This window comes from Nocardiopsis halophila DSM 44494 (assembly GCF_000341245.1).
Taxonomy (GTDB): Bacteria; Actinomycetota; Actinomycetes; order Streptosporangiales; family Streptosporangiaceae; genus Nocardiopsis_A; species Nocardiopsis_A halophila.
Map to the genome: position 1 here is coordinate 22,821 of NZ_ANAD01000112.1, position 16,409 is coordinate 39,229.

The following is a 16,409-nucleotide window of genomic DNA, read 5'->3' on the forward strand; positions in this document are numbered from 1 at the left end:
GTCACCATCGCGCCCCCTGGCGATGCCGGGGGCTCCGATTAGTCTGGTCGCCGCGGCGCCGCTCTTCCGTTCCCGGACCCCACTCCCCGGCGACGCACCGTCTGTGCCGAGGGGAGCCCCCACCGACCGGAGACTTCCATGGCCGAAGCCGCCGCGTTCCCCTTCCCCTCCGACCACCCGCTCCACCCCGCCCCCGCCCTCGCCGAGGCCCGCAAGGGCGGCGCACCGGTCCGCGTCCGCCTGCCCTTCGGGGACCCGGCCTGGCTCGTGACCCGGTACGAGGACGCCAAGGCCGTTCTGAGCAGCCCCTCCTTCGGCAGGGACGCCCATCGCGCGGGCATCCCCGAAGAGCGCACCGCCCGCATCGGCCCCATCGACGTGTCCGACCGCACGATCATGACCATGGACCCGCCCCGCCACACCCAGGTCCGCGGCCTCGTCGGCAAGGTGTTCACCCCCCGGCGGGTCGAGCGGCTCCGCCCCTGGACCCGCGGGGTCGCCGAGCGGCTCGTCACGGGCATGCAGGAGGAAGGGCCGCCCGCCGACCTGGTACGGCACCTCGCCCTGCCGCTGCCCATCGAAGTGATCTGCGAACTCCTCGGGGTCCCCTCCTCCGACCGGGACTCCTTCCACGCCTGGAGCGACGCCTTCCTCAGCACCGCCGACCGCACGCCCGACCGGGTGCGGGAGAGCCAGGCCCGCATCGACGCCTACCTCGCCGAGATGGCCGCCCTGCGCAGGGACGACCCGGACGGCGGCCTGGTCGGCGCGCTCGCGCGCGAGCACCACGAGGGCAGCCGGCTCAATGAGGAGGAGCTGCTCGGGCTCCTGCGCGCGCTCCTGATCGCCGGGCACGAGACGACGGCCTCACTGATCCCCGGCTTCTTCTACGTGCTGTTCAAGGAGGACGGGTTCACGCGCCTGGCCACCGACCCGGGCCTGGTGTCCGCCGCGGTGGAGGAGCTGCTGCGGCTGGTCCCCCTGATCCGCCCCGGCTCGTTCACCCGGTACGCCCTGGAGGACACGGTGGTCGGCGGGGTCGGCGTCCCCGCGGGCGACCAAGTGGTCGTCGAACTGTCGGCGGCCAACAGGGACCCGGACGCCTTCGCCGACCCCGACCGCCTGGACTTCGAGCGCGGCCGGACGCCCCATCTGGCCTTCGGGCACGGGCTCCACCACTGCGTGGGCGCTTCGCTGGCGCGCATGGAGCTCCAGGTGGCGCTGGAGACGGTCGCCGAACGGATGCCCGGACTGCGCCCGGCCGTCCCGCTGGAGGAGCTGCGCTGGAACGAGGAGCGCTTCGTCCGCTCGGCCGAGAGCTTCCCGGTGTCCTGGTGAGCGCCGGTCCGGCCGGGCGCTCCAGGGGACGGTGACCTCCCCGGGCGGCTGCCGGCCCCGGTCCCGGCGGGGCCGGTTCCGGCCGCCGCCCGGGCTCTGCGCAGCCGCTCTTCCGTGCACGCACGCGCCGGCCGCGGCGCGCGGGGACGCCGGCGCCCGGGGCGGAGCGGGTCGCCCGATTCGGATCGGTCGTCCCGCTTCGGTATAACCGGTGGTGACGAAACCCCCACCGAAAAGGGAAGACCGGCGCATGTCCGACGCCCCCAACGCCCGAATAGCGCCGCTGAAGGCCGACGATCCCGCCGAGATCGGTGCCTTCCGCCTCATGGGGCGGCTCGGCGCCGGCGGCATGGGCGTCGTCTATATGGGCCGTGACCGGGCGGGGCTTCCGGCCGCGGTCAAGACGGTGCGCTCCGAGTACGCCGCCGACCCCGGCTACCGCTCCCGCTTCGCACGCGAGGTCGACCTCGCCCGCCGGGTCCGCGGCCGCTGCGTCGCGCCGGTGCTGGACGCCGACACCGGCGCCGCGCACCCCTGGGTCGCCGTCTCCTACGTCTCCGGGCCCACGCTGCGCACCTACATCGCCGAGAACGGTCCGCCGTCCGGCGGCGCCCTGGTCGCCTTCGCCGTCGGGCTGGCCGAGGCGCTGGCCGCGATCCACCGCGAGGGGATCGTCCACCGCGACCTCAAGCCGGACAACATCATCCTCGCCCCGGACGGCCCCAAGGTACTCGACTTCGGCATCGCCCAGGCGCTCGACGAGTCCTCCATGACCCACACCGACATGGTCGTGGGCACCCCCGGCTGGATCAGCCCCGAGCGCTACGCCGGAGAGCGGGCCGGGCCCGCCTCCGACATGTTCTGCTGGGGCGAGCTGGTCGCCTACGCCGCCAGCGGCCGCCCGCCCTACGGGGCGGGGCCGGTCGAGGTCCTGCGCTACCGCACGGTCAACGAGGAGCCCGACGGCGCGGCCGAGGAGCTGCCCGGCGCCCTCGCCGGACCCGTGGCCGCCGCCCTGAGCCGGGACCCCGCCGAGCGCCCCGACGCGCTCGACGTGCTGGCCGCCGTCACCGGCGAGTCGCGCATCCCTGACGACGACGGCCACGAGCACGCCACGCGCGTGGCGACGCGGGTCATCGACGCCGACTGGTCCCTCCCGGTCGCCGACGACTCGGCCGACCTGCCCAGCACCCCGCTGCGCACCACCGGCGGGGTCCGCCCGATCACCTTCGCCGGGGTGGCCGTGCACGCCCCCGCGGACCTGGCCGCGCTGTTCCACCGGCACCCCGGGCGCACCGAGGACTGGCTGCGCCGCGACGGCGCGGCCCGGCTGCGGGGCTGGCTGGAGGAGGTGGGCGACACCGCCTACGACCGCGACCACCTCACCGGCATCCTCAGCGCCGAGCAGGCCGCCATCGCCGCCACCGCGTTCATCGCCGCCTTCCGCCCCGGCGACCGCCCCTCCTACCGCGGCCGCGACGCGGGCATCGAGGGGCTGCACGCCCTCGCCGAGCAGGGGCCCGAGGGCCACGGGCTGCTCGCCGAGATCGTCATCAACGAGATCTCCCTGATCACCGCCGCCCACCGGTGCGGCCACCCCGCCTGCGGGCGGCGCTGCACCCGGCTGGAGAACGTCGGCCTGCACGCCCGCACCGTCATCGACGGCGCGCTGCTCAAGGCCGACGCGCTGGGCCTGCGCGCCGGGCCGGCCGAGCGCAACCGGGCCGTGGCCCTGGCCGTCGGCGTGATCGACTCCTCCGCCCGGCCGGACGCCTCCGGCGACGTCCGCGCCGACGTGCGCCGCGAGGCGCTGCGCGGGTGGCCGGGCATCGTCCTGCCGTGGTGGCGGAGGCTGCTGTCCGAGGCCGCGGCCGCCGATCCGGGCACCGACGAGGGGCGCGCCCTGCTGGTCGCGGCCCGGCTGCTCGCCCCGGCCGCGCGCCGGGCCTCGGGCGCCGAGTGGCGGCGCCGCGCGAACCCGCTGCCGGTGCTGCGCGAGCGCGCCCGCAACGGTGCCCTGCGGGCCTTCGTCCAGGTCCTGGTCTTCTGGTGGCTGATGCTGACCATGCAGGCCATGGTGCACGCCCTCGCCGACGGGGTCCCCGCCTCGCACCCGTCGCTGGAGGTCGAGACCCCGTTCGGCGGGACCTTCGCCCTGCAGATGCAGATCTGGCCGGTGGCCGCCGCGGCCGCCCTGCCGGTCGCCCTGGCCCCGGCCTGGCGGCGGCTGGGCGCGTTCGTGTTCGGCACCGCCCTGCTGACGCTGATGCACACGGCCTCGGTGTTCCTGGACGGGTTCCCGCTGCCGCTGTTCACCGCGGCGGCGCCCGCGGTCGGGGCCGCCGACGGGATCGGCGCCTTCCCTACCGCCCTGGCCGCCGGGGTCTTCCTCGGCGGGACGGCGACACTGGCCTTCTTCATCTGGACCCTAGCCGCCTTGGTGGCGGCGGGGCCGATGACCGCCCCCGTCCCGCTGCTGCCCAACGCCCGCCCATGGGTGCGCACCGCGGCGGCCCTCGCCGGCCTGACCGCGGTCGTGTGGCTGGCCCTGTGGTCGGTCTTCCTGCTCACCGCCGGGTGGACCACCGCCGCGGACGGCGCACCGCCCTCGGAGATCCGCGAGCCGGAGGCCATGGCGCTGTTCACGCTGCTGCCCTTCGCCGCGGCGGCGGTCGGCGGGCTCGCCTACGCGCTGTGGCGGTGGACCGGCGGCCACCTGCTCTGGATCGGCACCGCGGCGGTGGCGCTGTTCCTGCCCGGTGCGCTCCCGGCGGAGGGCATGCCCGCCTTCCCCTGGGCCGGCTCCCTGACCGAGGGCCTCGTCGCCGACGGCCCCGAGAACAGCGCGTGGACGGCACTGTTCGTCCTGCTCCCCGCCTCCTACCTCGCCGGGGCCCGGCTCAGCGAGCGCCTGCGCTACCGCAGGCCCCGCAGCACCGCCTACGGCGCCCCGTACCGGGCGGCGCACCCCTACGGCGGCCCGGCACCGCAGCCCTGGTACGGAACCGGTCCGGTCGCGGCACCGGTCCCCGGCCACCCGGTCGGCCCGCCTCCGATGTCCGCGCCGCCGATGACCCCACCGCCCATGGGCCCGCCGCCGACGGGCGCCCCCTACGGCCCGGCTCCGACCCGCGTGGCGCCCCCGGGCGCCCCCGAGGCCGCGCCCACCCGCGGCGCCTCGCCCCGGGGCGAGGCGCCGACCCGGGTGACGCCGCCCACGCCGGCGGAACCGCCCACACGGGTGGCACCGCCGGCCGTCGCGCCGGTCGAGCGGACCTCGCCGCCCCCGTCCGACGAAGCGCCCACCGAGGGACGCATCGAGGGGGCCGTAGAGGCCCCGACCGAGGTGACGCCCCGGGCGCCCGAGGACCCCCGGGGCTGATCCCGATCGGCCCTCCCGGCCCGGGGCGTCGAAAGGTGCGCCCCGCCGCTCCGGACAGCGGCGGCACACCGCCTCCCCCGATGACGGGACCGGAGGCGCCCACACAGGGACTCCCCGGCGAGCCCCGAAGAGCCCCGGTGAATCGAGAAAGGGGTGGGAAGGGCCCAGGCCCTTCCCACCCCTTCAACGTCTGCAGGCGCACGGAATCCGAACGCGGAGGAACCGCTTCAGAGCGGCCGAAACCTCACTTCACCGGCAGGCCCGTCACGGCGCGGCCGATGATCAGGCGCTGGATCTCGCTGGCGCCCTCGAAGATCGTGAAGATGGTCGCGTCGCGGTGCCACCGCTCCACGGGGTACTCCCGGGTGTAGCCGTTCCCGCCCAGGATGCGGATCGCGTTCTGCGTGACCCAGGTGGCCGTCTCGCTGGCGAAGAGCTTGCTCATCGACCCTTCCGCCTGGGCGAAGTCCTTGTCGTTGCGGGCCATCCAGGCCGCCCGCCATACCAGCAGCCGTGCGGCGTCGATGCGGGTGGCCATGTCCGCAAGGGTGAAGGCCACCGACTGGTTCTCCCCGATGGGACGGCCGAACTGCTCGCGCTGGCCCGCGTAGTCGCGCGCGTACTCGTAGGCGGCGCGGGCGCATCCCACGGCCATGGCGCCCACGGTGGGGCGCGACGCCTCGAAGGTCTTCATCGCGGCCTGGCCGCCCGAGCGCCGCCCTTCGCGCGCGCGGGCGAGGCGCTCGTCGAGCTTCTCCTTGCCGCCCAGCAGGCACGAGCCCGGGACCCGGACGTCGTCCAGGATCACCTCGGCGGTGTGCGAGGCGCGGATGCCGTGCTTGGCGAACTTCTGCCCCTGCGAGAGCCCCGGGGTGCCCGGGGGGACGATGAAGCTCGCCTGCCCGCGCGAGCCCAGCTCGGGCTCGACCGAGGCGACGACCACGTGCACGTCGGCGATGCCGCCGTTGGTGGCCCAGGTCTTGGTGCCGTTGAGCACCCACTCGTCCTTGGCCTCGTCGTAGACGGCGCGGGTGCGGATGGCCGAGACGTCGCTGCCGGCGTCCGGCTCGGAGGAGCAGAACGCGCCGAGCTTGATGTCGTCGGCGGTGCCGAACATCTGCGGCACCCACTCGAACAGCTGCTCCTGGGTGCCGTTGCCGGCGACGGCCACCGCCGCCAGGCCGGTGCCGGTCAGCGACAGGGCGATGCCCGGGTCGCCCCAGTAGAGCTCCTCGAAGGCGGCGGGGATGCCCACCCCGCTGGGCTCCAGCCACTGGTTCGCGAAGAAGTCCAGCGAGTACAGGCCGATCTTGGCCGCCTCCTGCAGGATCGGCCACGGGGTCTCCTCGCGCTCGTCCCACTCGGCGGCGGCGGGGCGGATCACGTCGCGCGCGAAGCCGTGGACCCAGTCGCGGACGTCGCGGACGTCCTCGCCGAGCTCCATGCTGAACGCGGGGGCGCCTGCGGAATCGGTCATGTGCACACGTCCTTCGGTCGTCCCGGCGCGGGCCGGGAGACGGGAGTCGGGTCGGGGCGGGCACGGGCGGCGGAGGGCGCCGCCCACCCTGGTGTTACCGAAGGTAACACGCGGCCGGGACCCATCGGAAGGGCACGCCGGAAGGGGACGGCGGCGGGCCGCGCCGGACGTTCCGACGATGCAGGGGGCCGCACAAGGGCGCGGCCGGACTCCCTGTACGGGGAGTCCGGCCGCGCCCTTGCTTGCGTCGCACCTGCCGCGCCGCGTTCAGTCCGCCTCGTGGCGCTCCAGGAACGTGTAGACGTCGGTCTCGTCCACGCCGGGGAAGGTCCCGGACGGCAGCGCCGACAGCACATGGGAGTGCGCGCGCGCCGACGGCCAGACGTTGCCCTCCCAGCGCGAGGCGAGGTCGGCGGGGGGCTGCACGCAGCACTCCCCCGACGGGCAGTTCGACTTGGTGCGGTTGGTCGTCTCCCTGCCCCGGAACCAGCGCGACTCCTTGTAGGGCACCCCCAGGGTGATCGCGAAGTTCCGCTCCCGGCTGGGGTCGACGTGGGCGACGCACCAGTGCGTGCCGTTGGGCTTGTCGGTGTACTGGTAGTAGATCGAGTACCGGTCCGGGGAGGCGAACACCTGGCGCCCCGACCAGTACCGGCACATGCGCTGCCCCTCGATCGCACCGCTCTCGTCCGTGGGGAAGACGAGGCCGTCGTTCTCATAGGCCTTGTAGATGATGCCGGTCTCGTCGTTGCGGATGAAGTGGCAGACGAGGTCGAGGTGGCGGTTGGCCAGGTTGGTGAACCTGTGGGCCGCCATCTCGTAGGAGACGGAGAAGACGTCCCTGAGGTCCTCCACCGACAGGTCCCGCGCCTTCTTGGCCTCCTGGAGGTAGGGGACGACGGCGGTCTCGGGGATGAGGACGGCGGCCGCGTAGTAGTTGGCCTCCACCCGCTGCCTGAGGAAGTCGGCGTAGTCGCGGGGCTGCTGGTGCCCCAGGACGAAGTGCCCGAGGGTCTGCAGGAGGATCGTGCGGGGGCTGTGCATGCCCAGCGACTCGCGCTTGAGGTAGAGGCGGCGGTTGCGGGTGTCGGTCACCGACCGCACCGAGCGGGGCAGGTCCTGGACGTAGCGCAGGGTGAACCCGTGGTGGGTGACGATCGACAGGATCTGCCCCTGGGAGAGCGCGCCCCCGCTGTACCCGACGGCGTCCAGCGTCTCCTGGGCCGCCTTCTCGATCCCCGCGAAGTAGTTGCCGCGCTCGCGCATCTGCCGGCGCAGGTCGGCGTTGGCGCGGCGCGCCTCCTCAGGGGTGGCCGTCGGCTTGACGCTGCGCCGGCGCAGCTCGTCGTAGAGGCCGACGATGTGTTCGAGCACGTCGTTGGGCACGCGCTTGCCGACCTTGAGGTGCGGCAGGTTGAGGCTCTGGTAGACCGGGTCGCGCTGGGCCTCCTCCAGGGCGATCTCCAGCTGCGCCCGGCGGCTGGGGGGCTGGCGGGAGAGCAGCTCCTCCACCGACACGCCCAGCGCCTGAGCCAGGGAGGTCAGCAGGGACAGCTTGGGCTCGCGCTTGCCGTTCTCCAGCAGGGAGAGCTGGGAGGGGGCCCGGCCCACGCGTTCGCCCAGGTCGGCGAGGGTCATCCCGCGCGCGCGCCGCAGGTGGCGCAGCCGCTGGCCGAAGGTGACGAGATCCAGGTCACCCGGCAAAGACGGGATTTCTTCGGTACCAAAGTACGTCATGGGTTCATAATAAGGAAAGATTCTCAGATCTTCACACCGAATCGGCTCGAAAAACCCTGGAACTTTGCGAAGAATCGTAGGCACAGGCGGGGAACACACCGCCCCCGAGGGCCCACGGCCCGCGGGAGCGGGTCTCCAGCCGGTACGTCGTCCAGGGGAAAGAAGAAGGCGGGAAGATCACATGAGCATCACCGGCCGACAGCAGGAAGCCGCCGCGGCCCTCCAGCGGGAGTGGGACACCGACCCCCGCTGGGCCGGCATCGAGCGCACCTACTCCGCCGCCGACGTGGTCCGCCTGCGCGGGTCCGTCACCGAGGAGAACACCCTCGCCCGCCAGGGCGCCGAGCGGCTCTGGAAGCTGCTGCACTCCGAGGACTACGTGAACACCCTCGGCGCGCTCACCGGCAACCAGGCGGTCCAGCAGGTCCGCGCCGGGCTCAAGGCGATCTACCTGTCGGGCTGGCAGGTCGCCGCCGACGCCAACCAGGCCGGCCAGACCTACCCCGACCAGAGCCTGTACCCGGCCAACTCGGTGCCGCAGGTCGTCCGCCGGATCAACAACGCCCTGCTCCGCGCCGACCAGATCACCTGGGCCGAGGGCGACGACGACGCCCCGCACTGGCTCGCGCCGATCGTCGCCGACGCCGAGGCGGGCTTCGGCGGGGTGCTCAACGCCTACGAGCTGATGAAGGGCATGATCGCGGCCGGCGCCGCGGGCGTGCACTGGGAGGACCAGCTCGCCTCCGAGAAGAAGTGCGGCCACCTGGGCGGCAAGGTCCTCATCCCGACCGGCCAGCACGTCAAGACGCTGAACGCCGCCCGCCTGGCCGCCGACGTCGCCGGCGTCCCCTCGCTGGTCGTGGCGCGCACCGACGCCCAGGCCGCCACGCTGATCACCAGCGACGTGGACGAGCGCGACCGCGCCTTCATCACCGGCGAGCGCACCTCCGAGGGCTTCTACCGGGTCCGCAACGGCCTGGAGGCCTGCGTCGCCCGCGGCCTGGCCTACGCGCCCCACTCGGACCTGCTGTGGATGGAGACCTCCACCCCCGACCTGGAGGTCGCCCGCCAGTTCGCCGAGCGGATCAAGGCCGAGTACCCCGACCAGATGCTGGCCTACAACTGCTCGCCGTCCTTCAACTGGAAGAAGCACCTGGACGACGCGACCATCGCCAAGTTCCAGCGCGAGCTGGGCCACATGGGCTACAAGTTCCAGTTCATCACCCTGGCCGGCTTCCACAGCCTGAACCACTCGATGTTCGACCTGGCCAAGGGGTACGCCCAGGGCGGCATGAGCGCCTACGTCGAGCTCCAGGAGGCCGAGTTCGCCTCCGAGGCGGCCGGCTACACCGCCACCCGCCACCAGCGCGAGGTCGGCACCGGGTACTTCGACCTGATCTCCACGGCGATCAGCCCGGACGCCTCCACCACCGCGCTCACCGGCTCCACTGAAGAGGACCAGTTCTCAGCGGCTCACTGATACTGGCTCCTCGTCCCTGACGGGCCGTCCGCCCCGCTTTCGTGGCTGGGGCGCGGCGGGCGGGCCGTCCCCTCGCCGCCGGTCCCACGGCCTCGTGTCACCCGTGGGACCGGCGGCACCTTCATGCCGCCCCACGCCGCTCCCGCGCCGCCCGAGGGCGGGGGTCCGGCGGATCCCGGGCGTGCGATGATCGGCCCCATGTCCGAGTCCACCTCAGCGCCGCCTCCGCCTCCCCCTCCGGAGGAGGCCCGCTCCCCCGGCGCGGAGCGGGCGCGGCCGGCGCCCGCCCTGCCCGAGCCCGCACCGCTCACCCGCCGGATGATCGGCGGGGAGGTGGCCTGCGTGCTGGCGCTGTCCCTGGGCGCGGCCGCGGTGTCGGCGGTGATCTCCTTCACCGGCGCCCTGACCGCCCCGGGGTCGCTCTCCGACCAGACCGCCAGCCTGGTCGGGCCGCGCGCCGGGGCCGAGCGCCCCTGGCTGGACCTGTCCCGCCAGGCGGCCTCGCTGGTGTTCGCCTTCGCTCCGGTGGCCCTCGTGGTGTACCTGCTGCACCGCAGCCGCGAGTCCGCCGCCACGATCGGCTTCGACCTGCGCCGCCCCGGTGCGGACCTGGCGGGCGGTGCGGCGCTGGCCGCGGCCATCGGATGCGGCGGCCTGGTGGTCTACCTGGTCTCCTGGCACCTGGGGCTGACGGTGACCGTGGCGCCCAGCGCGCTGGAGCAGCACTGGTGGCAGTACCCGGTGCTGGTCCTGCAGGCCGTCAAGAACGGCGTCCTGGAGGAGGTCATCGTCGTCGGCTACCTGCTGCTGCGGTTCGAGCAGCTGGGCTGGTCGCCGGTGCGCGCCATCCTGTTCAGCTCCGTGCTGCGCGCCTTCTACCACCTCTACCAGGGTGTGGGGATGTTCTTCGGCAACCTGGTGATGGGGCTGGTGTTCTGCTGGGCCTACAGGCGCTGGGGCCGGGTGATGCCGCTCGTCGTCGCGCACTCCCTGATCGACATCGTCGCCTTCGCCGGGTCGGTCCTGCTGCTCGGAAAGGTGGACTGGCTTCCCGGCGCGTGAGGACGCGTGAGGGGCCGGGCGGCCGGCTAGGAGGCCGCCGCCCGGCCGGCCGCGCGCGCGGCCTTGCGCTCCAGGGCGTCCTCCAGGAAGCGCGGGCGCCCCAGGAACATGCCGACGACCATGTTCCCGGTCACCAGGAGCCCCACAAGGGCCAGCGGAGCGTGCCAGCCGCCGGAGAGGTCGTGCAGGAAGCCGAAGAGGAACGGGCCCACGCCGCCCATCAGGTAGCCCAGGCTCTGACTGGAGGCCGACATGGCCGCGGTGGCGGCCGAGGTGCGCGTGCGCACGGCGAAGAAGGTGAGCGCCAGGGTGAAGGTGCCCATACCCATGCCGATGAGCACGGTCCACAGCCACACGCCGCCGGTCGGGGCGATCCAGATGCCGGTCAGGCCGAGGGCGTAGCAGACGAAGAAGAACAGCACGTAGCCGCGGTGGTCGCGGGCCCGGGCCATCAGCCCCGGCAGCACCAGCGAGGTGGGCACCGCCAAGGCGGTCAGCAGCGACAGGGCCAGGCCCGCACTGCCGGCGCTCATGCCCTGGTCGCGCAGCATCTGGGCGTACCAGCCGAACATGATGTAGGCGACCGTGGACTGCGTACCGAAGAAGAGCACCGACTGCCATCCCATGGCCGTGCCCAGCACCGTGCGCAGCGACGTGGCCTGTGCGGGGTCCTGCCGGGCGGGCTCGTGGCGCAGCACCAGGACCCACGGGACGGCGGCGATGAGGCCGAAGACGGCGTACAGGCCCAGGGCGGTGCGCCAGCTCCCGGTGGCGCCGAACACCGGGACGGTGGCCGCGGCCGCCATGGTGGTGCCGGCCGCCAGCGCGGTGGTGTACAGGGTCGTCATCGCCCCGACACGGTCCGGGAAGTGCTGCTTGACCAGGGTCGGCAGGAGCACGTTGCCGACCGCGCCGCCGCTGAGGGCGATCGCGCTCAGCGCCAGGAAGGTCCAGGGGTCGTCGACCAGAACACGCGCGGCCAGTCCGACGGTGAGCGCGCCCAGGGCGGCCACGAGCACGTGGTGCTCGCCGAAGCGGCGGATGAGTGCGGGCGTGGCGGCGCCGAAGGCGGCGAAGCACAGCACCGGCAGGGTGGTCAGCACCCCGGCGAGCGTGGTGGACATGCCCAGCCCCGCGGACACCTCGTCGAGCAGCGGACCCACGCTGGTGATGGCGGTGCGCAGGTTGATCGCGGCCAGGGCGACCCCGGCGATCAGCAGCCAGGCGACGTGCCGGCGGCGGCCTCGGCCCGCCTCCGGTCCGCCCCCAAGGACGCGCTCGGCTGTGGCGCTTGTCACACGCCCCCCTTATTCATAGGATGACAGGATCTACATCGACAGCGTAACGCATTCGCAGGGACGGCCTGTTCCCTGCGCGGCCTGGTCTAAGCTCCGGCCTTAACCGCCCCTCACGATGTGGCCCCCAAGGGCCGACACTCCTAGGAGGTAACCGCGTGCCCCTCGCCTCGACGCGCCGGACCGGCCTGGTCGACCAGGTCATCAGCCAGCTCAGAGCCCAGATCGACTCTGGCGAGTGGGGTGTCGGCGACCGCATCCCCACCGAGTCGGAACTCTCCGATCAACTGGAGGTGGGCCGCAACACCGTCAGGGAGGCCGTGCGCGCCCTGGCCCACGCGGGACTTCTCGAGATCCGCCAGGGGGCGGGCACCTTCGTGCGCGCCTCCAGCGAGCTCGGGGGCGCGCTGCGGCGCCGCCTGGAGCGCTCGCGCATCCGCGAGAACCTGGAGGTGCGGCGCGCCCTGGAGATGGAGGCGGCGCGCCTGGCCGCGCTCCGGCGCACCGACGAGGACCTGGCCGACATCGACCGCGCCCTGGCCCTGCGCGACAGCGCATGGCGCGAGCGCGACATGTCCTCCTTCGTCGAGGCCGACTTCACCTTCCACCGGGCCGTGGTCAACGCCACCCACAACCCCCTGCTGATCGAGCTCTACGACGACATCGCCTCCGTCGTCTACGACAGCATCGCCCAGTCGGCCCTGGTCCAGGCCTCCCCGGAGGACCTCGACCACGCGCGGCTGGGAGAGGCCATCCGCGAGGGCGACCAGGCGCGCGCGCTGCGCGAGGCCGCCTGCTACCTGGACGAGCTCCTGGCCCGGGCGGACGACTGAGGGCGCGGGTTCCGCGCGCCGGCCGCGAGGCCCGCCTCACCGAGTGATCGGAGGAGACGGGGTTCACGGTCGGCGCGCGGCCCCGCGCAGGACGGCGTTTGCAGGCGCGGGATCCCGTTTCCGCGCCCATCGGCTCAGTGCTCCCCGAGGTCCGCGGCTCAGAGGACCGAGCCGTTGGCCGGGGCCGCCCTCTCGGGGCACGCACCGGCCACGGCGCGCCCTTGAGGCGCCGTTCGGGCTCTGGTGCGCGAGAAGCGTCCGGTGGCGCCGGAGACAGGCGTTCCGGTGACAGCACCGCGCCCCGAAAAGGCCCCGTGAATCCCTTCCTTGAAGCGGTACGCCCTTCCGCTTCGAGCTATGCAGGGACCGCCAGGAGCGCCGGGGTCCGACCGGGCCGATGGGCCGGCACCGCTTCGGCGGCCGCGCCCGCCGTGAGCCGGTCTACGGGACCCGCGACGTCCATACCGGGGCGGGGGGCGCACGTCGGTCGCCGGAGGCGTCAGGGAGGAGCAGGGGGTCACCAGCGGCGCGCTCACGCCGGCGACCGCCGGCGACCGCCGGACCGGCGCTGAGGACCCGAGCGTCGGCGTGCTCAGCGCTCGGCCGCGGGGGCGGCCTCGAAGCGGCCGAGGCCGCCCTCCCAGCCGGCGACCCGGGTGGGGTCGAGGTCGAGCAGTTCGATGGTGCTCTCCCCCGCGCACACGGCTTCGACGAGTTCGCGGTCCATGGTGGCGGCCCGCAGTGCGTCGGCCACGATGTCCGCCGCCTTGCCCCTGGGCAGGCACACCACCCCGTCGTCGTCGGCGGCCACCCAGTCCCCGCGGCGGACCGTCACCGGAGCGGCGCCGGTGTTCAGGGTGATCTCGCGGCCCACCGCACCCCCGGACTCGTGGGAGGTCCCGCGCGGGGAGACCCCGGCGCTGACCACCGGAAGGCCGGTGCGGGCGATGGCGCCGATGTCGCGGACGCACCCGTCGATCACGATGCCGGCGACGCGGCGCATGCGCGCGGCGACGGCGAGGATCTCGTCGACGTAGCCGTACTCGGGGTCCGCGGAGGCGTCCACCACCAGCGCGCTCCCCGGGGCCGCCTGGGCGACCGCGGCGTGCAGCGCGAGGTTGTCGCCGGGGGCGCAGCGGACCGGTAGGACCGTGGCCGCCAGCCCCTCCCCCGGCTGGACCGGGAAGAGGTGCGCCCCCAAGGGCAGGGCCCCGCTCCTGGTCAGCGCCGCCGTTCCGACCGCCGTCAAGGTATCCGCAAGCGCCACGTCGACCTCCCCGAATGCACCGCGCCTGAGCGGGCGCGCCGCGGCCGACCCGGAGGTCAGGCGGCGGCCCGATCCCCACATACTCACGGGTAACTTCCCTGCAGCGCAAGACGTTCGGCCAGGAATCGACAAAAAACGCTACCGCCGGTTACACGTTCAGGCCTGCGGTATCGCCCGCCCCAGGTGTTCCTCCGCCCGCCCCGTGGCCGGTCGGCGGCCCAGGACGCACGACCCGGGGGAACCATGGAGGGGCGGGGCACCGGCGAGGCTCCGCCGACGGACCGCCCCGCCGGTCACGCCCGGCGGCCCTCCGCGGCGCGGACCGCCGCGACGGTGTCCAGGGCCGTCCGGGCCGCGCCGGCGTCGTGGACGCGGAACACCCGCGCCCCCTCCCAGGCCGACACCGCCAGCACCGCCAGCGTGCCCGCCAGGCGGTCGGTGAGCGGGACGTCCAGGGACTCCCCGATGAAGTCCTTGTTGGAGACCGCCACCAGCACCGGCCACCCGCCCGCCGCGAGCCCGCCCAGCCTGCGGGTGAGCTCCAGCGAGTGGTAGGTGTTCTTGCCGAAGTCGTGGGTGGGGTCCACCAGGATCCCCTCCGGGCGCACGCCCAGGTCCACGGCGCGCTCGGCGAGCCGCGCGACCGTGGCCGCCACGTCCGCCGCCACGTCGCCGTAGGCCGCGCGGTGCGGGTCGGTGCGCGGCCCCAGGCCCCCCGTGTGGCTGCACACCAGTCCCGCGCCGGTGGCGGCGGCAACCCGCGCCAGGTCGGGGTCGGCGCCGGCCCAGGTGTCGTTGATCAGGTCGGCCCCGGCGCGCACGCACTCCTCGCCCACCCGCGCCCGCCAGGTGTCCACCGAGATGACCACCCCGGGGTGGCGGCGCCGCAGCTCGGCGATGAAGGGCGCGGTGCGCCCGGTCTCCTCGTCCGGGTCCACCTCGGCGCCGTGGCCGGCCTTGACCCCGCCGACGTCGATGATGTCGGCGCCGCGTTCCACGGCCGCGTCGGCGGCCCGCAGCGCGGCGTCGAAGGCGTAGGTGGCGCCGCGGTCGAAGAAGGAGTCCGGGGTCCGGTTGACCACCGCCATCACCGCGTGCTCACCGGGGGCGAAGGAGCGCCCGCCCAGGCGCAGGACCCGCGGCGGCGCGTCCGCCGCCCCCTCCCGGGCCGCGCCCGCCCCCGCCCTGCTCACGCCGCCACGCCCTTCCTCGCTCGGGGCACCGCCGCCGGAGCCGGTCCCCCGTCGCCGCGGAGCCGCTCCTTGGCCACGCGCAAATGCTCCCACGTCTCCAGCCGTCCCACATCGGGGCAGCCCCGGATCGCCTCGACCGCCTCGACCAGGGCCGTGCGGTCCGGCGCCGCGGCCGCGCCCACCAGGTCGTACCGGCCGAATCCCACGGCCAGGAAGCCGACCCCCGGCACCGCGGCCAGGCGCGCCGCCAGCGCCGCGGCGTCCCCCCGGCAGCGCACGCCGAACCCCAGGCGCTCGTCGCTGCCCACCACGGCGGGCTCGACGATCGCGGTCACGTGCACCACCCCGGCCTCGATCAGACGGACCACCCGCGAGCGCGCCGCCGCCTGCGAGAGCCCCACCCGCCGCGCCAGCTCGGCGTAGGAGGCGCGGCCGTCCTGCTGCAGGTGGCGCACCAGCCGCCAGTCGAGGGGGTCGATGGCGATGCCCTTGAGCTCGCGGGCGCCGCTGTCGGCGTCCTTGACCACGTTCCCCGCCCGGAAGACCTCGGCTCCCCCCACCCCGGGCAGCGCCCGCATGGCCGCGACCTCCTCGGCCAGCGCCGCGTCGTCGCGCACCCGCACCTGCGCCACGGCGGGGAAGCGCCCCGCCGTCTGCGCGGCGAAGGTGACCGCCTCCCGCTCGGCCAGTTCGCCCAGGAGCGGGCCCACCGGACCGGAAACGGTGAATGAAACATGGGCGAACACTTCCCGGCCCAGGACCCCCGCGTGGAGCACCCCCACGATCCTGATCGCCCCCAGCGCCACCAGGCGGCGCACGCGGGCACGCACCGCCGTGCGCGACAGCCCCACCCCGTCGGCGAGGGCCTGATAGGTCGCTCTTCCGTCCCCCTGAAGCGCCCGCATGAGCGCAGCGTCGACCGCATCGAGCACGATTTTCGCCTTTCGTTCCTTCGACGGCGCCCATTCCCCCCGGACGCCGCCCCCTCCTGCGGCCAGATCATGGCAGTTGCGGCGTTCCTTAACTACAGATCACGGAAGAAACAAGCACGTATTCGGCGATGCATGCCCGAGAGACCAGACATACGACCCGTCTTTGCGACATGACGGACAGATGGCTAACGTGCCGTGTCGCGTCCCCGCGTGCGGACGACTCCGGCAAAGCGAGACACTGTCCTCCGGCATGTTCGCCGCCGGATGCGGTAGGCCCACAGGTGAGGACATGCCCGGACCGCAATGGCGGACCGGAGAGCCGGAACCGTCCCCGACCGACAGGGCGAGGGCATCTAGAAGGGACCCCGATGGCATCACCAGGGGATGAACGGCAGGGGGGGGGGGGCCGCCCC

The 16,409-nt window shown here is 74.2% G+C and carries 11 protein-coding genes; 5 read left to right on the forward strand and 6 right to left on the reverse strand.

What is annotated here, in order from left to right; genetic code table 11:
• Window positions 1-138: 138 nt before the first annotated feature.
• Both D450_RS0113805 and D450_RS35195 read left to right on the forward strand, forming a co-directional pair.
• Window positions 139-1,338 (forward strand): cytochrome P450, encoded by a 1,200-nt coding sequence (locus D450_RS0113805; RefSeq protein ID WP_017539257.1) that lies wholly within the window; start codon window positions 139-141, stop codon window positions 1,336-1,338.
• Window positions 1,339-1,588: 250 nt separating this feature from the next.
• Window positions 1,589-4,720 carry a serine/threonine-protein kinase gene (locus D450_RS35195; RefSeq protein WP_051063588.1) on the forward strand — a complete coding sequence of 1,044 codons (3,132 nt, stop codon included), beginning with the start codon at window positions 1,589-1,591 and terminating at the stop codon, window positions 4,718-4,720.
• A gap of 244 nt (window positions 4,721-4,964) precedes the next feature.
• Here the strand turns inward: D450_RS35195 and D450_RS0113815 are convergent, their stop codons facing one another.
• Together D450_RS0113815 and D450_RS0113820 are read right to left on the reverse strand one after the other, a co-directional pair.
• The gene (locus D450_RS0113815; protein ID WP_017539258.1) at window positions 4,965-6,197 is read right to left on the reverse strand and encodes an acyl-CoA dehydrogenase family protein; all 1,233 of its coding nucleotides are present in this window, start codon (window positions 6,195-6,197) and stop codon (window positions 4,965-4,967) included.
• Window positions 6,198-6,464: 267 nt separating this feature from the next.
• Window positions 6,465-7,901, reverse strand: coding sequence for a helix-turn-helix transcriptional regulator (locus D450_RS0113820; protein ID WP_017539259.1), 1,437 nt, complete (start codon window positions 7,899-7,901; stop codon window positions 6,465-6,467).
• Between the two features lie 214 nt (window positions 7,902-8,115).
• Between D450_RS0113820 and aceA the strand changes: the two genes are divergently transcribed.
• Both aceA and D450_RS0113830 read left to right on the forward strand, forming a co-directional pair.
• Window positions 8,116-9,414: an isocitrate lyase gene (gene aceA, locus D450_RS0113825; protein WP_017539260.1), complete on the forward strand. Its 1,299-nt coding sequence runs from the start codon at window positions 8,116-8,118 to the stop codon at window positions 9,412-9,414.
• Between the two features lie 186 nt (window positions 9,415-9,600).
• A complete protein-coding gene (locus D450_RS0113830) occupies window positions 9,601-10,476 on the forward strand; it encodes a CPBP family intramembrane glutamic endopeptidase (protein ID WP_017539261.1) in 876 nt (291 codons plus the stop codon).
• A gap of 26 nt (window positions 10,477-10,502) precedes the next feature.
• Here D450_RS0113830 and D450_RS0113835 read toward each other — a convergent pair whose 3' ends face one another.
• Entirely contained in the window at window positions 10,503-11,774 is a 1,272-nt protein-coding gene (locus D450_RS0113835) for an MFS transporter (protein ID WP_017539262.1), read from the reverse strand.
• 155 nt (window positions 11,775-11,929) lie between these two features.
• Here D450_RS0113835 and D450_RS0113840 point away from each other — a divergent pair, with 155 nt between their 5' ends.
• A complete protein-coding gene (locus D450_RS0113840) occupies window positions 11,930-12,604 on the forward strand; it encodes a FadR/GntR family transcriptional regulator (RefSeq protein WP_017539263.1) in 675 nt (224 codons plus the stop codon).
• Window positions 12,605-13,196: 592 nt separating this feature from the next.
• Here D450_RS0113840 and D450_RS0113845 read toward each other — a convergent pair.
• From D450_RS0113845 to D450_RS0113855, 3 genes are all read right to left on the reverse strand, one after another.
• The gene (locus D450_RS0113845; RefSeq protein WP_017539264.1) at window positions 13,197-13,952 is read right to left on the reverse strand and encodes an RraA family protein; all 756 of its coding nucleotides are present in this window, start codon (window positions 13,950-13,952) and stop codon (window positions 13,197-13,199) included.
• Window positions 13,953-14,164: 212 nt separating this feature from the next.
• Window positions 14,165-15,064: a dihydropteroate synthase gene (gene folP, locus D450_RS0113850; protein ID WP_017539265.1), complete on the reverse strand. Its 900-nt coding sequence runs from the start codon at window positions 15,062-15,064 to the stop codon at window positions 14,165-14,167.
• Entirely contained in the window at window positions 15,061-15,996 is a 936-nt protein-coding gene (locus D450_RS0113855; protein ID WP_017539266.1) for an Lrp/AsnC family transcriptional regulator, read from the reverse strand. The genes folP and D450_RS0113855 overlap by 4 nt, the downstream gene beginning before the upstream one ends.
• Between the last annotated feature and the right edge of the window lie 413 nt (window positions 15,997-16,409).